This is a genomic window from Dictyoglomus turgidum DSM 6724, from assembly GCF_000021645.1.
GTDB lineage: Bacteria > Dictyoglomota > Dictyoglomia > Dictyoglomales > Dictyoglomaceae > Dictyoglomus > Dictyoglomus turgidum.
Genome location: NC_011661.1, coordinates 1,317,138 through 1,331,169 on the forward strand (window position 1 = coordinate 1,317,138; position 14,032 = coordinate 1,331,169).

Annotated in this window: 13 protein-coding genes and 2 tRNA genes; 10 read left to right on the forward strand and 5 right to left on the reverse strand. The window is 33.8% G+C overall.

The genetic code is table 11. The features are described from left to right. The first annotated feature begins 229 nt into the window (after nucleotides 1-229). The 10 genes from DTUR_RS06715 (at nucleotide 230) to DTUR_RS06765 (ending at nucleotide 6,387) form a co-directional block, all read left to right on the forward strand. Nucleotides 230-457: a hypothetical protein gene (locus tag DTUR_RS06715; RefSeq protein ID WP_164931020.1), complete on the forward strand. Its 228-nt coding sequence runs from the start codon at nucleotides 230-232 to the stop codon at nucleotides 455-457. Between the two features lie 245 nt (nucleotides 458-702). Next, the gene (locus tag DTUR_RS06720) at nucleotides 703-975 is read left to right on the forward strand and encodes a hypothetical protein (protein WP_164931021.1); all 273 of its coding nucleotides are present in this window, start codon (nucleotides 703-705) and stop codon (nucleotides 973-975) included. A 32-nt stretch (nucleotides 976-1,007) separates the two neighbouring features. After that, nucleotides 1,008-1,559 (forward strand): hypothetical protein, encoded by a 552-nt coding sequence (locus tag DTUR_RS06725; protein WP_164931022.1) that lies wholly within the window; start codon nucleotides 1,008-1,010, stop codon nucleotides 1,557-1,559. A gap of 169 nt (nucleotides 1,560-1,728) precedes the next feature. Continuing rightward, nucleotides 1,729-1,807: transfer RNA gene (locus tag DTUR_RS06730), tRNA-Asp, on the forward strand. Nucleotides 1,808-1,925: 118 nt separating this feature from the next. After that, a tRNA-Thr gene (locus tag DTUR_RS06735) sits at nucleotides 1,926-2,000 on the forward strand. Nucleotides 2,001-2,018: 18 nt separating this feature from the next. Further along, nucleotides 2,019-2,429 carry a SoxR reducing system RseC family protein gene (locus DTUR_RS06740; protein WP_012583657.1) on the forward strand — a complete coding sequence of 137 codons (411 nt, stop codon included), beginning with the start codon at nucleotides 2,019-2,021 and terminating at the stop codon, nucleotides 2,427-2,429. Between the two features lie 250 nt (nucleotides 2,430-2,679). Then, nucleotides 2,680-3,927 carry a glutamate-5-semialdehyde dehydrogenase gene (locus DTUR_RS06750; protein ID WP_012583659.1) on the forward strand — a complete coding sequence of 416 codons (1,248 nt, stop codon included), beginning with the start codon at nucleotides 2,680-2,682 and terminating at the stop codon, nucleotides 3,925-3,927. A gap of 14 nt (nucleotides 3,928-3,941) precedes the next feature. Beyond that, nucleotides 3,942-4,760 carry a pyrroline-5-carboxylate reductase gene (gene proC / locus DTUR_RS06755; RefSeq protein ID WP_012583660.1) on the forward strand — a complete coding sequence of 273 codons (819 nt, stop codon included), beginning with the start codon at nucleotides 3,942-3,944 and terminating at the stop codon, nucleotides 4,758-4,760. Further along, nucleotides 4,757-5,926: a S1C family serine protease gene (locus DTUR_RS06760; RefSeq protein WP_012583661.1), complete on the forward strand. Its 1,170-nt coding sequence runs from the start codon at nucleotides 4,757-4,759 to the stop codon at nucleotides 5,924-5,926. Before proC ends, DTUR_RS06760 begins: the two co-directional genes overlap by 4 nt. Before the next feature lie 2 nt (nucleotides 5,927-5,928). Beyond that, the gene (locus DTUR_RS06765) at nucleotides 5,929-6,387 is read left to right on the forward strand and encodes a 23S rRNA (pseudouridine(1915)-N(3))-methyltransferase RlmH (protein ID WP_012583662.1); all 459 of its coding nucleotides are present in this window, start codon (nucleotides 5,929-5,931) and stop codon (nucleotides 6,385-6,387) included. On the opposite strand, the gene DTUR_RS06770 is transcribed toward DTUR_RS06765, so the two are convergent. The 5 genes from DTUR_RS06770 to DTUR_RS06790 are packed head-to-tail and all read right to left on the reverse strand — an operon-like array spanning nucleotide 6,388 to nucleotide 14,032. After that, nucleotides 6,388-7,458, reverse strand: coding sequence for an LptF/LptG family permease (locus DTUR_RS06770; RefSeq protein ID WP_012583663.1), 1,071 nt, complete (start codon nucleotides 7,456-7,458; stop codon nucleotides 6,388-6,390). Nucleotides 7,459-7,462: 4 nt separating this feature from the next. Then, complete coding sequence (locus DTUR_RS06775; protein WP_012583664.1) at nucleotides 7,463-9,799, reverse strand: endonuclease MutS2; 2,337 nt, start codon at nucleotides 9,797-9,799, stop codon at nucleotides 7,463-7,465. Further along, nucleotides 9,799-12,198, reverse strand: coding sequence for a phenylalanine--tRNA ligase subunit beta (pheT, locus tag DTUR_RS06780; RefSeq protein ID WP_012583665.1), 2,400 nt, complete (start codon nucleotides 12,196-12,198; stop codon nucleotides 9,799-9,801). Before pheT ends, DTUR_RS06775 begins: the two co-directional genes overlap by 1 nt. 12 nt (nucleotides 12,199-12,210) lie before the next feature. Next, a complete protein-coding gene (gene pheS, locus DTUR_RS06785; protein WP_012583666.1) occupies nucleotides 12,211-13,230 on the reverse strand; it encodes a phenylalanine--tRNA ligase subunit alpha in 1,020 nt (339 codons plus the stop codon). Beyond that, nucleotides 13,223-14,032 (reverse strand): TrmH family RNA methyltransferase, encoded by an 810-nt coding sequence (locus DTUR_RS06790; protein WP_012583667.1) that lies wholly within the window; start codon nucleotides 14,030-14,032, stop codon nucleotides 13,223-13,225. Before DTUR_RS06790 ends, pheS begins: the two co-directional genes overlap by 8 nt.

The window sequence follows — 14,032 nt, forward strand, 5'->3', positions numbered from 1 at the left end:
TCGATTTTGGCTGGACTTCTTTTATCCGCAAACCATTATGCTTAAAAATCTTGCTTGATTTTTTAACAAGTAGTGTATAATTAAACCATAATTTAGATAATGGCGACCGAAAAATGGTTTATGCTAATCTTCCTCCCCCATCATAAGGGGGAGGATAAAGGTGGGGGTGAGCGGTTAAAAAAGAAATATGACGGAGGCCGAGAAAAAGTTATGGTATAGGAAGTTTACTATGTTTATTTTTATGGATATGTATGATAGAGATTGGTATAGAAAGGAATCTCCTAAAACTCATAGGCGTGTTGATGGTTTTAAAGTTTTAAAAATATTAGGAAAAATCCTTCTTATAATCTTTATTGCCATATTTCTTTATATTAATATCCAACAAGAGGACCTATTTTTAGCGCTTTTCTTATTGTCCTTTTTAGGGCTTATTGTTGGATTAGTCAGCCTAAATTAGTTATTAGATGGGGGAATAAAAGGACACGTGGCAGAGTGCTCTTAACTTATGGTCTGGCCATGTTTGTCTTTTTTATATTATTTGGTATTACCACCAATCCAACCGAACAAAAAGGGAAGGAACTAGCGGTATTATCTTCGCCTAAAGTTACACAAGAAACTCCAACTCAATTTAAGAAAAGTTGCAAATTCATTCCCTACAAAAAACTTGCAAGAAACATAGAGGATTACATAGGAGAAAGAGTCGTGTATAAGGGTCGAGTATTTCAAGTTGTAGAGAATTTTAGAAGTACTACCATTCTTATGAAAGTAACAGGTAGAAAGGTTTTTGACCAAATTATTTATGAAGATGATATCTTTGTTTCTAGAAATGGAGAGAACAAAAATCCCCGTGTCCTTGAAGATGATATCATTAGAATCTATGGGGTAGTTAAAGGGAATACTTCCTATATTACGGTCTTAGGAGCAAAAAGAACTCTCCCTGAGATAGAAGCTAAATATATTGAAATAATAGAATAAAAATGATTTACAGAACTAAAGGAGGGAATAAAATGAAGAGAGTGACTAAGAAATTTTTGTGTATTTCTTTAATAGCTATGCTTATACTGGGTTTCAGTATTCCTATTTATGCTCAAATGGGTCCTAAAGAAATAAGAAAAGATCTTAGAGAAAGAGAAAGAGAAAGAGAATTTAGAAAATTAGTTATACCGGGAGAAAGGTATAAAGGTGACTATGATATTTTTGTGGTATATGTTGAACCTAAGGGCATCATTATTTCAATCGATTTAGGTTATTCTAATTATGAGGGTATAACTGAGGAAGGTTTAAATTCTTTCTTTTCTTCCATATGGAGAGTTTTTGGATATGGAATCTCAAAATATCCACCTACAATAAAAGTCAATTTTTACATTGAATTGGGAGATGAAGATTCTTTGATTGTTGAATTCCCTATAGGTGCTTTACTTGACTTCTTCAAAGAAAAAATAACAAGAGCGGAATTTCTTAAACAATGTGAAATATGGATAAATGGAGAAAAAGCAGTTATAGAAGGAGATGTAATCAAAGTTTTAGGAAAAGAGTTTAAGATGGATTTTACTTTCTAAGTTTAAAAAGATTTTTCTGAGTCAGGCGAACTTTTAAAGTTGACATGGAAGTGATGTTATGGTAAAATCTGACTTGTCAAAAACAAGGGCGAAGCGCCTGCCTTACAAGCAGGAGGTCGTAGGTTCAAGGCCTGCTCCGCCCACCAACGTGTTGTATAATATATAATGCGGGGTCGTGGTGTAGCCCGGTTTAACACACCTGCCTGTCACGCAGGAGACCGCGGGTTCGAATCCCGTCGACCCCGCCATTTTTTTTATTTATAAACCCAATTTTTCTAAATCACTCTTAAGGCTAATCTTGAAAATCCAATTTCAAAATTTGACTTATGATATTAATTGAAGCTATAATTACTTTGAAAACTTGGGGCCGGTGTAGCTCAGTGGCAGAGCAGCCGATTCGTAATCGGCTTGTCGCCGGTTCGAATCCGGCCTCCGGCTCCAAAAGTAAGGTGATAAATCATGAAAGAAATTGGCCAAGTAATTGAAAAAAATGGAATAATACTAAAAGTTAAGTTTAGTTCATCAGAAGCATGCCACAGTTGTGGACTATGTAAGATTAATGAAGAAGACTTAGTACTCGATGTTATTGACGAGTGCAACGCTAAAATAGGAGATTTTGTTATGGTAGAAGTAGAGAGAAAAGATTTTTACCAAGTTACTTTTTTAATATATTTATTTCCCCTTATTTCTTTTATTTTAGGAGTTCTAATAGGATATTTAATTGGAGAAAGGTACAGACTTGATACCCAACTTCTAGGACTTTCCATAGGTTTAGTCTTTACCGTCTTGAGTTATCCTCTAATAAAGTCTATATATAAGAAGCTTTCCCAAAAACAAAAATTTATCCCAGTCGCAAAAAAAATTGTTTAAAGATTTTACCCCTCCTAAAGGATACAGAATATTAAAGATAGCTCCTAACTATATAATAGGAGAACTCATATATAACCTTTTGGTGTCCGAGGGTTTTCATCCCCAAATACTTTCCTCAAGCTTCCCTTATACAGACCCTGTATACATGGGGAGAGGCTTACCTGTATATGTGATAATCCCAGAAGGAGAATTTGAAGAAGCCCAAAAAATCCTTGAAAGTCAAAATTTTGAAGAATAGGGGTGAAAGGCAGTGGAGAATCTTATAGAAAAACTCAAAAAAGCCAAAGTTTCAAGTTATACCCTTGCTCTCCTAAATACTAATGAAAAAAATGAAGCATTACGTGCCATAGCAAACAACATAGAAAAAAATATAGATAAAATCATAAAGGAAAATGAAAAGGATTTAAAAAGAGGCGAAGAAAAAGGACTAAGTAAGGCAGTACTTGACAGAATACTTCTTAACGAAAAAAGACTAAGAGATATAATAAAAAGCATAGATGATGTCATAAAACTCCCAGACCCTGTTGGAGAAATAGTATCCATGCAAAAAAGGCCCAATGGAATCCTTGTGGGACAAATGAGAGTTCCTATTGGGGTCATTGCCATAATTTATGAGGCAAGACCAAATGTAACTGTAGACGCTACAATTCTTGCTCTTAAATCAGGAAATGCCATTGTATTAAGAGGAAGCTCTGATGCTTTAAATTCAAATATCATCATCACTGAGATCATGAAAGAAGCGTTATCAAATACAAAGGTTCCTCCAGATACAGTACAGATAATTGAGTCTCCAGAGCATTCTGTGGTAGAAGAACTTTTACAGATGGTGGACTATATTGATGTGGCAATACCCCGTGGAAGTGCAAAATTTATCAAACATGTCATGAATATCTCGAAGGTTCCTGTAATTGAGACAGGAGCAGGAAACAATCACATTTATGTGGAAGAGGATGCAGATTTTGAAATGGCACGAAAAATAATAATAAATGCAAAAGTTCAGAGACCTTCAGTATGTAATGCTATTGAAAAGCTTCTAATACACAAAAATATTGCAGAAGAATTCTTACCGATAATAGCTAAAGATCTAAGAGAATACAACGTAGAGATAAGAGGATGCAAAAGAACTTTAAAGATACTAACAGATGCTATACCAGCCACAGAAGAAGACTGGTACACAGAGTATTTAGATTACATAATTGCAATAAAGATTGTAGAATCTATTGATGAAGCAATAGAGCATATCAATAAATATAATACCAAACACTCGGAAGCAATTATAACTAAAGACTATTACAAAGCATTAAAATTCCTAAGAATGGTAGATGCTGCAGCAGTATATGTAAATGCTTCTACAAGATTTACTGATGGGGGAGAATTTGGTTTAGGAGCTGAAATAGGAATATCTACCCAAAAACTACATGCGAGAGGGCCTATGGGCCTTAAAGAACTAACTACAACAAAATATGTTATTTTAGGTGAGGGCCAAATAAGAGAGTAAGGAGGATCTAAATTATGAAGCTAGGGATAATTGGTGGAGGAATGATGGGAGAAGCCATTCTTTCAGGAATAATTGATAGCAATTTCTTGAAAAATGATGAAATAATAGTTTCAGAACCTATAGAGAAAAGAAGAGAATATCTAAGAGATAAGTACAATGTAGAAGTTATTTCAGATAATAAGCTTATTGCTAAAAAAGCTAAATACATCCTTATTGCTGTAAAACCACAAAACATTAAAGATGTTTTAAAAGAAATCAGCCCCAATATAGATGAAAATAAAACTATTATTTCTATTGCTGCAGGAGTAAAAATATCCTTGATAAAGAGATATTTAAATAAATTTAAATGCATTATAAGAATAATGCCTAATCTACCTTGTACCGTCAAGAAAGGAGCTATTGCTTTAACTTTTGATAAATACGATAAGGAAGAAGTGGAATTTGTAAAAAATCTATTTTCTACTATAGGAAGTGTTTGGATTGTTGATGAGAAATATTTTGATACTATCACTGCCTTAACAGGAAGTGGTCCTGCTTTTGTTTCTACCATTCTTCAGGGTTTTACTCTTTCGGGGGTTAAAGGAGGACTTTCTTATGACATTTCTAAGGAGATGGTATTAAAGCTCTTTGAGGGAGTAATTGAATATATAAGAGAAAAAAATCTATCTTTTGAAGAAGTAGTAAAAATGACAAGCTCTCCAGCAGGAACAACTATTATGGGACTTGAAACATTGCATAAAGAGGGAATAGTTGGAATAATTATGGAAGCAATAACGTCAGCTAAATTAAGAAGTGAAGAAATAAGTAAATATTTAGAGGAGGGAGAAGCATGAGGAGAGAAAGAGGAGTATGGCAGGTTCTGTTAATCATATTCATACTGGGAGCCTTAATAGGCGGCTTCATTGGAAGTGTAGGAGGATACTATTTATTAAATAAGAATTCCCCTGCATCAAGTGAAACGAAGATAAATAACGTGGTTCCAACCCAAGAAGTGTATATACCAAGTTCTCTTGGAGCTTTTGAAAAGGATATTGTTGCTGTAGTTAAAAAATCAATGCCTGCAGTAGTAAACATAAGTACCATAACCTTAGTTGAAGATTTCTTCTTTGGTATATATCCATCTTCAGGAGTTGGTTCTGGTTTCATTATTGACCCTAAAGGATATATTCTAACCAATTACCACGTGGTAGAAGGAGCAAGAAAAATTGATGTTACTTTATCAGAAGGGAAGAAATACTCAGGAAGAGTAGTTGGATATGACAAGAGATCAGATCTTGCGGTAATAAAGATTGATGCTGAAAATTTACCTGCCCTTCCTTTAGGGGATTCTGATAAATTAGAACCTGGACAATTTGCTATAGCAATTGGAAACCCTTATGGTTTAAATAGAACGGTAACCCTTGGTATTGTAAGCGCTCTTAATAGAACTATTGTGGAACCCAATGGTGTAAGACTTGAAAATCTTATTCAAACTGATGCCGCAATTAATCCTGGAAACAGTGGTGGACCATTAATAAACATTAAAGGAGAAGTTATAGGAATAAATACAGCTATAAAAAGCGATGCTCAGGGGATTGGATTTGCAATTCCTATTAATAAAGCAAAACAGATTGCAGATAAACTAATAAAAGAAGGAAAGATAACCTATCCATGGTTAGGAATAAGAGGCTATGCTATTACCTCTGATATGCTTGATTATATAAAATTCCCTGTAGATAAAGGTGTGGTGATAGCAGAGGTAGTACCGGGAAGTCCTGCAGACAAAGCAGGATTGAAGGGCGGAGATAGAATAATCTATGTAGACAGTACTCAAATCATTGTAGGAGGAGATATTATCACAAAGATTGACGGAAAACCCGTAGAAAGTATGGAGGAACTAAGATCGGAGATCCAAAAGAGAAAAGTTGGAGACACTGTTGTCATTACATATATAAGAAGCGGGAAAGAATATACAGTAAAGATACAATTAGAAGCAATGCCTGATAATTTGAGTGGATAAAATTGCAGTTTAAAATTCTTGTAGTAGGAAAGTTGAGAAACGAATTTATAAAGGCAGGAGTCAATGAATATTTGAAAAGACTCCTGCCTTTTATAAATATAAAAATTGAATTTCTACCGAGTTTCTCAGAACTTCCCGAGAAAATGGCTTTATTAAAGGAAGAAGAAATTATTCTCAAAAATATAAAGAATAATGAATTTATAATAATCTTAGACAAAAATGGAGAAAAATTATCTTCTGAAGAATTCTCAAACAAACTTTTTAAGCTTACCACATTAAATCCACAAATTACCTTCGTAATTGGAGGTATATACGGAGTTTCAGAAAATATTAAAAAAAGTTCAAAATTTCTTTTATCCTTATCTCCTATGACTTTTACCCACGAATTTGCCCTTTTAATCTTATTAGAGCAGATCTATCGTGCTTTTAAAATAAATAGGAATGAGCCTTATCACTATTAGTTAGCGCTTTTTATTTAGAAGGTAAATTCCAATAATAAGAAAAACTATATTTCCAAGCCAAGCTCCCAAAAAGTATGGGACTATACCTGCCTTTGCTAAGGATCTTCCTATGGAAAAAATAATGTAGTATACAAAAATTGAAATCACACTGAGTCCAAAACTTAATGATCTTCCTCCTTTTCCCATGTTTAAGCCAAGTCCAAGAGCAAGAATTGCAAATATAGGACAAGTAAAAGGCAAAGCAATTCTAATATGAAATTCCGTCTTCAAGTTATTTAAGTTCAAACCTGTTCCCTCTAAAAGCCTAATTTGATCTACAATTTCAAATATACTCATCTCTTCAACCGGTTTTGAAGATGGTACTAACTGATATGGAGCTCTATTTAAAGTCACTTTATATTCCTTAAATTTTCCTTGAAATATCATTTCCCCTTCCTTATTCAAGGAATATACTTCTCCATTCATAAAAGTCCATCCTTTAAACTCGTCCCATAATGCTTTCTCGGCATGGATTATTAATCTGACATTACCTTTCTCAAGAAGTTCTATTAAAAGAATATCTTCAAATTTCTTATTTTTAGGATCCACTTTTCTAAAAAAGTAAAAACTATTATTTTCATTAAAAAATACATTTTCTCTACTTGGCATAATAACGTTATTGTAGGCCTTATTCATTAGTATTTTTTCTCTCTCATAAGCTTTTGGCGCTACAAATTCATTAACATAAAACATAATTAATTGGGCAGAAAGAGAAAACATAAGTATGGCTGGTAAAAAATATTTGATAGAAGCTCCAGAAGCCTTCATTGCCATTATCTCACCATGTTCACTAAACTGACCTATCACATAAACCACAGCAAGAAATATGGCCATAGGAAAGGTATATGTTAAATAAGGTGGAATTTTGGTAATAAATAACTCAAGAGCAGTCTTCAAGGGTATAGATCTTGCAACCACAAGATCCATTATTATAAAAAGAGGAGAGACCAGCAAAATTGTAGTAAAAAGTAACAATCCAACAAAAAAAACAGGTATAAAATTTTGGAGAAAATACCTTGAAATTATCTTCATAAATCTAAATTGAGCTATCCAAAATTACTACCGTTGCACCCTCCCCTCCTTCGTTAGGAGGAGCAAGATAGTACTCTTTCACATAAGGCACCTTAGAAAGATAATCATGAACTGCATTTCTCAATTTCCCAGTACCCTTTCCATGAACTATTCTCACCCTTTTTAACCCTGCAAGAAAAGCCTTCTCAAGATATTTTTTAACTTCTTCTAATCCTTCATCCACGGTCATCATTCTTATATTTATCTCCCTTGGTATGCTCTCTTGATTTATTTTCTCCACTTTTACATAGGAAAACAATTGGCTCTCTTCTTTCAAAGAGGGAGCAAGCTCTGTCCATGGAACTTTTATCTTTAAAAGTCCCACTTGTACTAAAGCAATTTTTTCATCAGCATCTACCTCGATCACATATCCTTCCTTTTTTGTAGATCTTAATACTACCCTATCACCTACTTGAGGAACATAACTCAAAGCTTTAGGTTCTTCTCTTTCTTCTAAAACAAGTTCTTTTTTAAGCTTTTTAACTTCTTCTTGTAAACTTTGTGCGTCCTTCATGCTTAAACTTTCTTCTTGTAATCTCCTTATAATCTCTTTTAACCTATTTTCTATTTTAGAGATATCCTTAAATAGCTCTTCTTTATATTTAGTCTTCAATTTTTCCTTTTCTTTCTCTAAAATTTCCCTTTCCTCTAAAATCCTTTTCTTCTCTTCCTGCAACTCTTTTTTCACTTTATTAATCTTATCAATCTCTTCTTGATACTTCCTCCTGTCTTTTTGAAGTTCTCCTATTACCTCTTCTAGTTTTATCTCGTTTTCAGAAAGCAAACTAACAGCCCTATCAAGAATCTTTCGGGGAAGACCCAATCTTTTTGAGATCAATATAGCATTACTTTTCCCTGGAATTCCCATAGCTACTTTGTAAAGAGGTCTTAAAGAGATCTCGTCAAACTCCATAGAGGCATTTTCCATACCTGGATATTTGGAGGCAATCACTTTGAGCTGAGGATAATGAGTAGCAATGACATTTATAGTTCCTTTCTCATGAAAATATTCCAGAAGAGCCACAGCAAGAGCAGCACCTTCTTGAGGATCAGTTCCCGCTCCCAATTCATCTATAAGAACAAGTACTTTTTTATCCCCAGTCCTTTCTAAATAATCTATAAAAGAAATTATATTAGTCATATGAGAAGAAAAAGTACTTAAATTTTGCTCAATGCTTTGCTCATCCCCTATATCGGCAAATACCTGATTAAAAATACCAAGAGTAGTTCCCTCTTTCGCAGGAACAGGAATCCCAGCTTGATTTAACAATACAAAAAGACCAATAGTTTTCAAGGTTACAGTCTTTCCCCCAGTATTCGGTCCTGTGATCACAAGAGTATGGAAATAGCGGCCTACCTCAAGAGTTATAGGAACTGCTTTATCTCCAAGAAAAGGATGTCTTGCCTCTCTTAAGATAACAATAGGCTTATCTTTCTCAAGGATAGGAGTAATAGCCTTATACTTTTCTGCCCATTTCACTTTTGCATAGACAAAATCAAGTTCAAAGGAGGTTCTCAGGTTTTCTAATATCTCCTCTTTATAACTTAACAATACAGAAGTAAGCCTAGTTAATATTCTCTCTATCTCCCTTTTTTCTTCACTTTCAAGAAGAGCTATCTGGTTATTCAATTCTACAATAACTTGAGGTTCTACATAAACTGTAAGTCCTGATGTAGACTGATCATGTACAATTCCTTGAATTTTTCCTCTAAATTCTTGTCTTACAGGAACTACATATCTCCCATGTCTTATGGTTATTATTTGGTCTTGTAAATAGCCTCTCCATTCCTTTTGGATTATATTTTCCAATGTTTCCCTTACCTTTTGATTAAGTCTTTCCTTCTTCTGTCTTATCTGTTTAAGCTCTGGAGAGGCAGAATCTATCACTGCCCCATCCTGAACACATTTTCTTATTTGGATATAGAGATCATGAAGGTTATGTAGAGTATTTTTCCATAAATTGGGAGCTGTTTTCCTGACTTTTTCCTGATAATCTCTTAATTTCCCCCATACTTCCAAAGTTTTTACTATCTCCTCAAATTCATCAGGATAAACAATACCGCCTTTTTCTGCCTTATCAATATATATTTCAATATTCCTAATTCCAGAAAAGGATGGATATCCAAAAGAATAAATAGTCTTAAAAGCTTCTTCATTTAATAAGTGCCATCTATCTATAATTGAATAATCAGTTATAGGTTTTAAAGAACGGATTTTTGCCTTTCCACCTTCTGTCTCAGCTTCTTTCTCTATCTCGCTTATTATCTTTTCCCATTCAAGGATCTTTAACGCCTTTTCCATTACTTCTGCCTTAAATAAACTCCTTTTATAGATAAATCAATTAGTATTTTATTTATTATCTCGTCTACCTCTTTATCTTCAAGAGTATGATCATCAGCAAGGAAGAAAAGAGAAAAAGTTACACTCTTATATCCTTTCTCAACCTTCTCACCTTGATAGAGGTCAAAAATCCTTATCATTTTTAATAGATCTCCTGAGATTTTTAAAATCTCTTTCTCTACACTTTCTACAGGCATTTCTTCAGGAATAAGTAAAGCAAGATCCCTCCTAATTCCAGGATATATAGGAAGAGATTTATATTGAGGTCTTGGCTTCTCAAAATTCAACTTATCTAAATTGATTTCTGCAAAATATACTCTTTCCCTTATGTCCAAATTCTGGGTTATCCACGGATTGACTTCCCCCATAAATCCCACAATCTCATCTTTAAACACAATATAACCCTGTTTAGAAGGGTGCATAAAACTATACTCACTTTTTTTGAAAATTGGTTCCCTTCCCCATATTTTTTCAAATATGGCCTCGATTATTCCCTTAAGGTCATAAAAGTCTGCCTTTCTTATCTCATAAGGAATATTCCAGGGATCTTTGTAAGACTCGCCTGTCATAAGTATTCCTAAGTGTTTTTCCTCAAAATAGCTATTATCCTTCTTATAAAAGACTTTACCAATCTCATAAATAAAAACATCCCTCTGCTGTCTATTGATATTAATTTGAGCAACATTCAACAAAGAAGGCAAAAGAGAAGTTCTCAATATACTGTTTTCTTCACTCAAAGGATTAGAAATTTGAAGGAAAGAATTAAATGGCTCTGTGCTTAAAATACCAACCTTTTCTAAATCTTTAATTGACATGAAACTATAATTTATAGTTTCATATAACCCAAAGTTTGGTAATATTTCCCTTATTTTCCTTTCTATTATCTCTTCCATTAATGGGGGATCTACAATATGTCCTTTTTGTAAAGGAATTGATGGTATGTTATTGTATCCATAAAATCTTGCAACCTCTTCAATAAGATCTATTTCTTCTTTTATATCTTGTCTGTAAGATGGAATTTCAACTTCAAAAAGGGGATTTTGGGATTTTATGTTAAATCCAATCTTTGAGAGAATATTTATAATCTCATCCTCTTTTAAAGTAGTCCCAAGAACCTTATTGACTCTTTCTGGGCGTAAAAATACCTTAGTCAGGCTTGGCAATCCTCTATTAATATCAATTTTATCTTTGGCAATATTTCCTCCTGCAATAAGTCTTATCATCTCTGCAGCATAGTCAAGAATATCAGATGTTCTGTGGATATCCACTCCTCTTTCAAATCTTAATGATGCATCAGTGCGAAGACCAAGTTTTCTTGCACTTCTTCTAATATTTACAGGCAAGAAATAGGCCGCCTCAAGAAGAACATCCTTAGTATTATCATTTATTTCCGTATCCTTTCCTCCCATGATTCCACCTATAGCTACTGCTCTCTCTGCGTCCGCTATCACAAGGACATCACGATCTAATATCCTTTCTTCTCCATTTATTAAAACTATCTTCTCTCCATTTTCCGCTCTCCTAACGATCAACTTTCCTCCTTTTAAAAGATCAAAATCATAAGCATGAAGGGGCTGTCCTGTCTCAAGCATTACAAAGTTAGTAATATCAACCACATTATTTATAGACCTTAAACCAACTCTTTCTATTCTCCACTTTAGCCACAAGGGAGATGGAGCAATTTTTACATCTTTTATAAACCTTAAAGTAAATCTTGGGCATAAATCAAAATCAAGTACTTCGCAAGCTGCAAAATCCTCTATTTTAATATCATTTTTCTCTTGTACTTTTTTAAACTCAAAATTCAAAGGTATATTAAAATATCCTGAAAGTTCCCTAGCTATACCTAAATAACTTAGACAATCTCCTCTATTAGATGGAACTTCAACTTCTACGAGAAAATCGCCTTTTCCAAAATGGCTATCAAAGGTAGTGCCCACTTTAAAATCTTCTGGAAGAATCATAATCCCTTCTTTATCTTCAGAAAATTCTAATTCGTATTCCGAACATAACATTCCTTCAGATTTTACTCCTTCAAATTCTCTTACCCCTATGACCTCTCCTAGTATTTCTATCCCTGGTAAAGCTACAGGTACCTTTGCTCCTACGAAAACATTTTTAGCCCCCGTTATGACCTTGAGATTTTTTTCACCTGTATCTACCTCGCAAACTAATAGGTTTTCAGACTTAGGATGTCTCTCTATAGACTTTATCTCTCCAACTATAATCTTTTCCCAATTTTCTCCTATTCTCTTCTGAATAGTAGCATAAAGTCCAAGATTTCTTAAAGCATTTATAACTTCTTTGACTGGAATCTCTTCTTTAAAATAATCCATTAACCATCTATATGAGATTAACATCTTATACCCCCTTTAAAATTGTTTTAAAAATCTTACATCGTTTTCATAGAAAAGTCTTATATCATCAATCCCATAAATTTGCATAGCTATTCTATCAGGCCCCATTCCAAAAGCAAAACCAGTGTATTTTTCTGGATCAATCCCTACAATTCTAAATACTTGAGGATGAACCATGCCACATCCAAGAATTTCTAAAACTCCTGAGTATCCGCAAGCCTTACACCCTGCACCTTTACATACACCACATTCCACATACATCTCTGCGCTTGGTTCTGTAAAGGGAAAATAGCTCGGAATAAAGTAAACTTTCCTATCTTTGCCAAACAATCTATGAGCAAAAATAGTAAGTACTCCTTTTAATTCTGCAAAGGTTACATCAGTATCTACTACAAGTCCCTCAATCTGATGAAACATGGGACTATGAGTTGCATCAGGAATGTCCCTTCTATAACACTTTCCCGGAGCTACAACTCTAAGAGGTGGTTTCTTATTCTCCATAACCCTTATTTGCACAGGTGAGGTTTGAGTTCTTAAAAGATGCTCTTTATCTATATAAAAAGAATCATGAGATTCTCTTACAGGATGATCCATAGGAATATTTAACGCGGTAAAATTATAGTAATCTGTCTCAAGTTCCGGACCATATACTACCTGAAACCCCATTTCTTTGAATACCATAACTATTTCTTCTATAACTTGATTTATAGGATGAATCCTTCCAAGAATTTTTCTCCTCCCTGGTAAAGTTATATCAATTTTTTCCTCTTCAAGTTTCTTTTGCAAAGTTAAATATTTTAATTCCTTCTCTTTATTCTCATATAGACTCTCAAGTTCTTCCTTCCATTCATTAGCAAGCCTTCCCCATTTAGCTCTCTCTTCTTGGGGCATTTTACCTATGGATCTTAAAATCTGAGTAAGAAATCCTTGCTTTCCTAAATAAACTCTCTTAACCTCTTCCAGTTCAGTCAAATTCTGAGCCCTAAGAATCTTTTCTTTTGCTTCCTTAAACTTTTCAATATACTCTTCATTCATCTTTTATTCCCCCTTCGAAATATCTTTGTCTTTGAGCCTCAAAAAGAAAAACTGAAGCTGCTATAGAAACATTCAATGAATCTACACCTTCCCTTAAGGGAATTTTTAATAATATAGGATCTAAATCTATATATTTTTCTTTCCTAGTTCCCCATGCTTCATTACCAAGAATAAGAACGAAACTTTCCCTTAAGTTTTCTTGAAAATATACCTTACTACCCTTAGGATCTGCTATGATTACCTTCCATCCTTTAAAAAACTCTATAAAGGTCTTCTTGTCAGAAACCCATATGGGAACTCTAAAAATAGATCCCGTTGAACCCCTTATAACTTTATAGTTGTAAGGATCTACCGTATTCTCACTAAGAATAACAGCATCTACTCCTACCCCATCAGCTATTCTGATAATAGTTCCCAAATTTCCAGGATCTTGTATATCATCAGAAAAAAGTACTATTTTATTATTCTTTTCCTCTAAAAGTTCCCATTTAGGAAATAGAAATAATGGAAACACCCCCATAATACCTGGGGGTGTTTCCATAAGGGATATTTTTTCCATTAAATTATCTTCTACAATATATAAATCATAAGAAGAAAAACTTTTTAAAATCTCGTCTCTTCTCTTATTCCATAAACTCTTTGAAATTATTAGCTTCTCAATAAAAATCCCATTTTCTTTTGCGTCCTGTATTAATCTCCAGCCTTCTACTATACACTTTTTAAGTTTTTTTCTCTTATTCTTATCATGGAGCTTTATTACTTCCTTTATAACTTCGTTTGAAGGACTGGAGATAAACTTCAT

What these genes read in the sequence shown, in the direction of transcription:
- DTUR_RS06715 (WP_164931020.1), top strand. Translation starts at nt 230, where the DNA reads ATGTTTATTTTTATGGATATGTATGATAGAGATTGGTATAGAAAGGAA.
- DTUR_RS06725 (WP_164931022.1), top strand. Translation starts at nt 1,008, where the DNA reads ATGAAGAGAGTGACTAAGAAATTTTTGTGTATTTCTTTAATAGCTATG.
- DTUR_RS06740 (WP_012583657.1), top strand. Translation starts at nt 2,019, where the DNA reads ATGAAAGAAATTGGCCAAGTAATTGAAAAAAATGGAATAATACTAAAA.
- proC (WP_012583660.1), top strand. Translation starts at nt 3,942, where the DNA reads ATGAAGCTAGGGATAATTGGTGGAGGAATGATGGGAGAAGCCATTCTT.
- DTUR_RS06760 (WP_012583661.1), top strand. Translation starts at nt 4,757, where the DNA reads ATGAGGAGAGAAAGAGGAGTATGGCAGGTTCTGTTAATCATATTCATA.
- DTUR_RS06770 (WP_012583663.1), bottom strand. Translation starts at nt 7,458, where the DNA reads ATGAAGATAATTTCAAGGTATTTTCTCCAAAATTTTATACCTGTTTTT.
- DTUR_RS06775 (WP_012583664.1), bottom strand. Translation starts at nt 9,799, where the DNA reads ATGGAAAAGGCGTTAAAGATCCTTGAATGGGAAAAGATAATAAGCGAG.
- pheT (WP_012583665.1), bottom strand. Translation starts at nt 12,198, where the DNA reads ATGTTAATCTCATATAGATGGTTAATGGATTATTTTAAAGAAGAGATT.
- pheS (WP_012583666.1), bottom strand. Translation starts at nt 13,230, where the DNA reads ATGAATGAAGAGTATATTGAAAAGTTTAAGGAAGCAAAAGAAAAGATT.
- DTUR_RS06790 (WP_012583667.1), bottom strand. Translation starts at nt 14,032, where the DNA reads ATGAAGTTTATCTCCAGTCCTTCAAACGAAGTTATAAAGGAAGTAATA.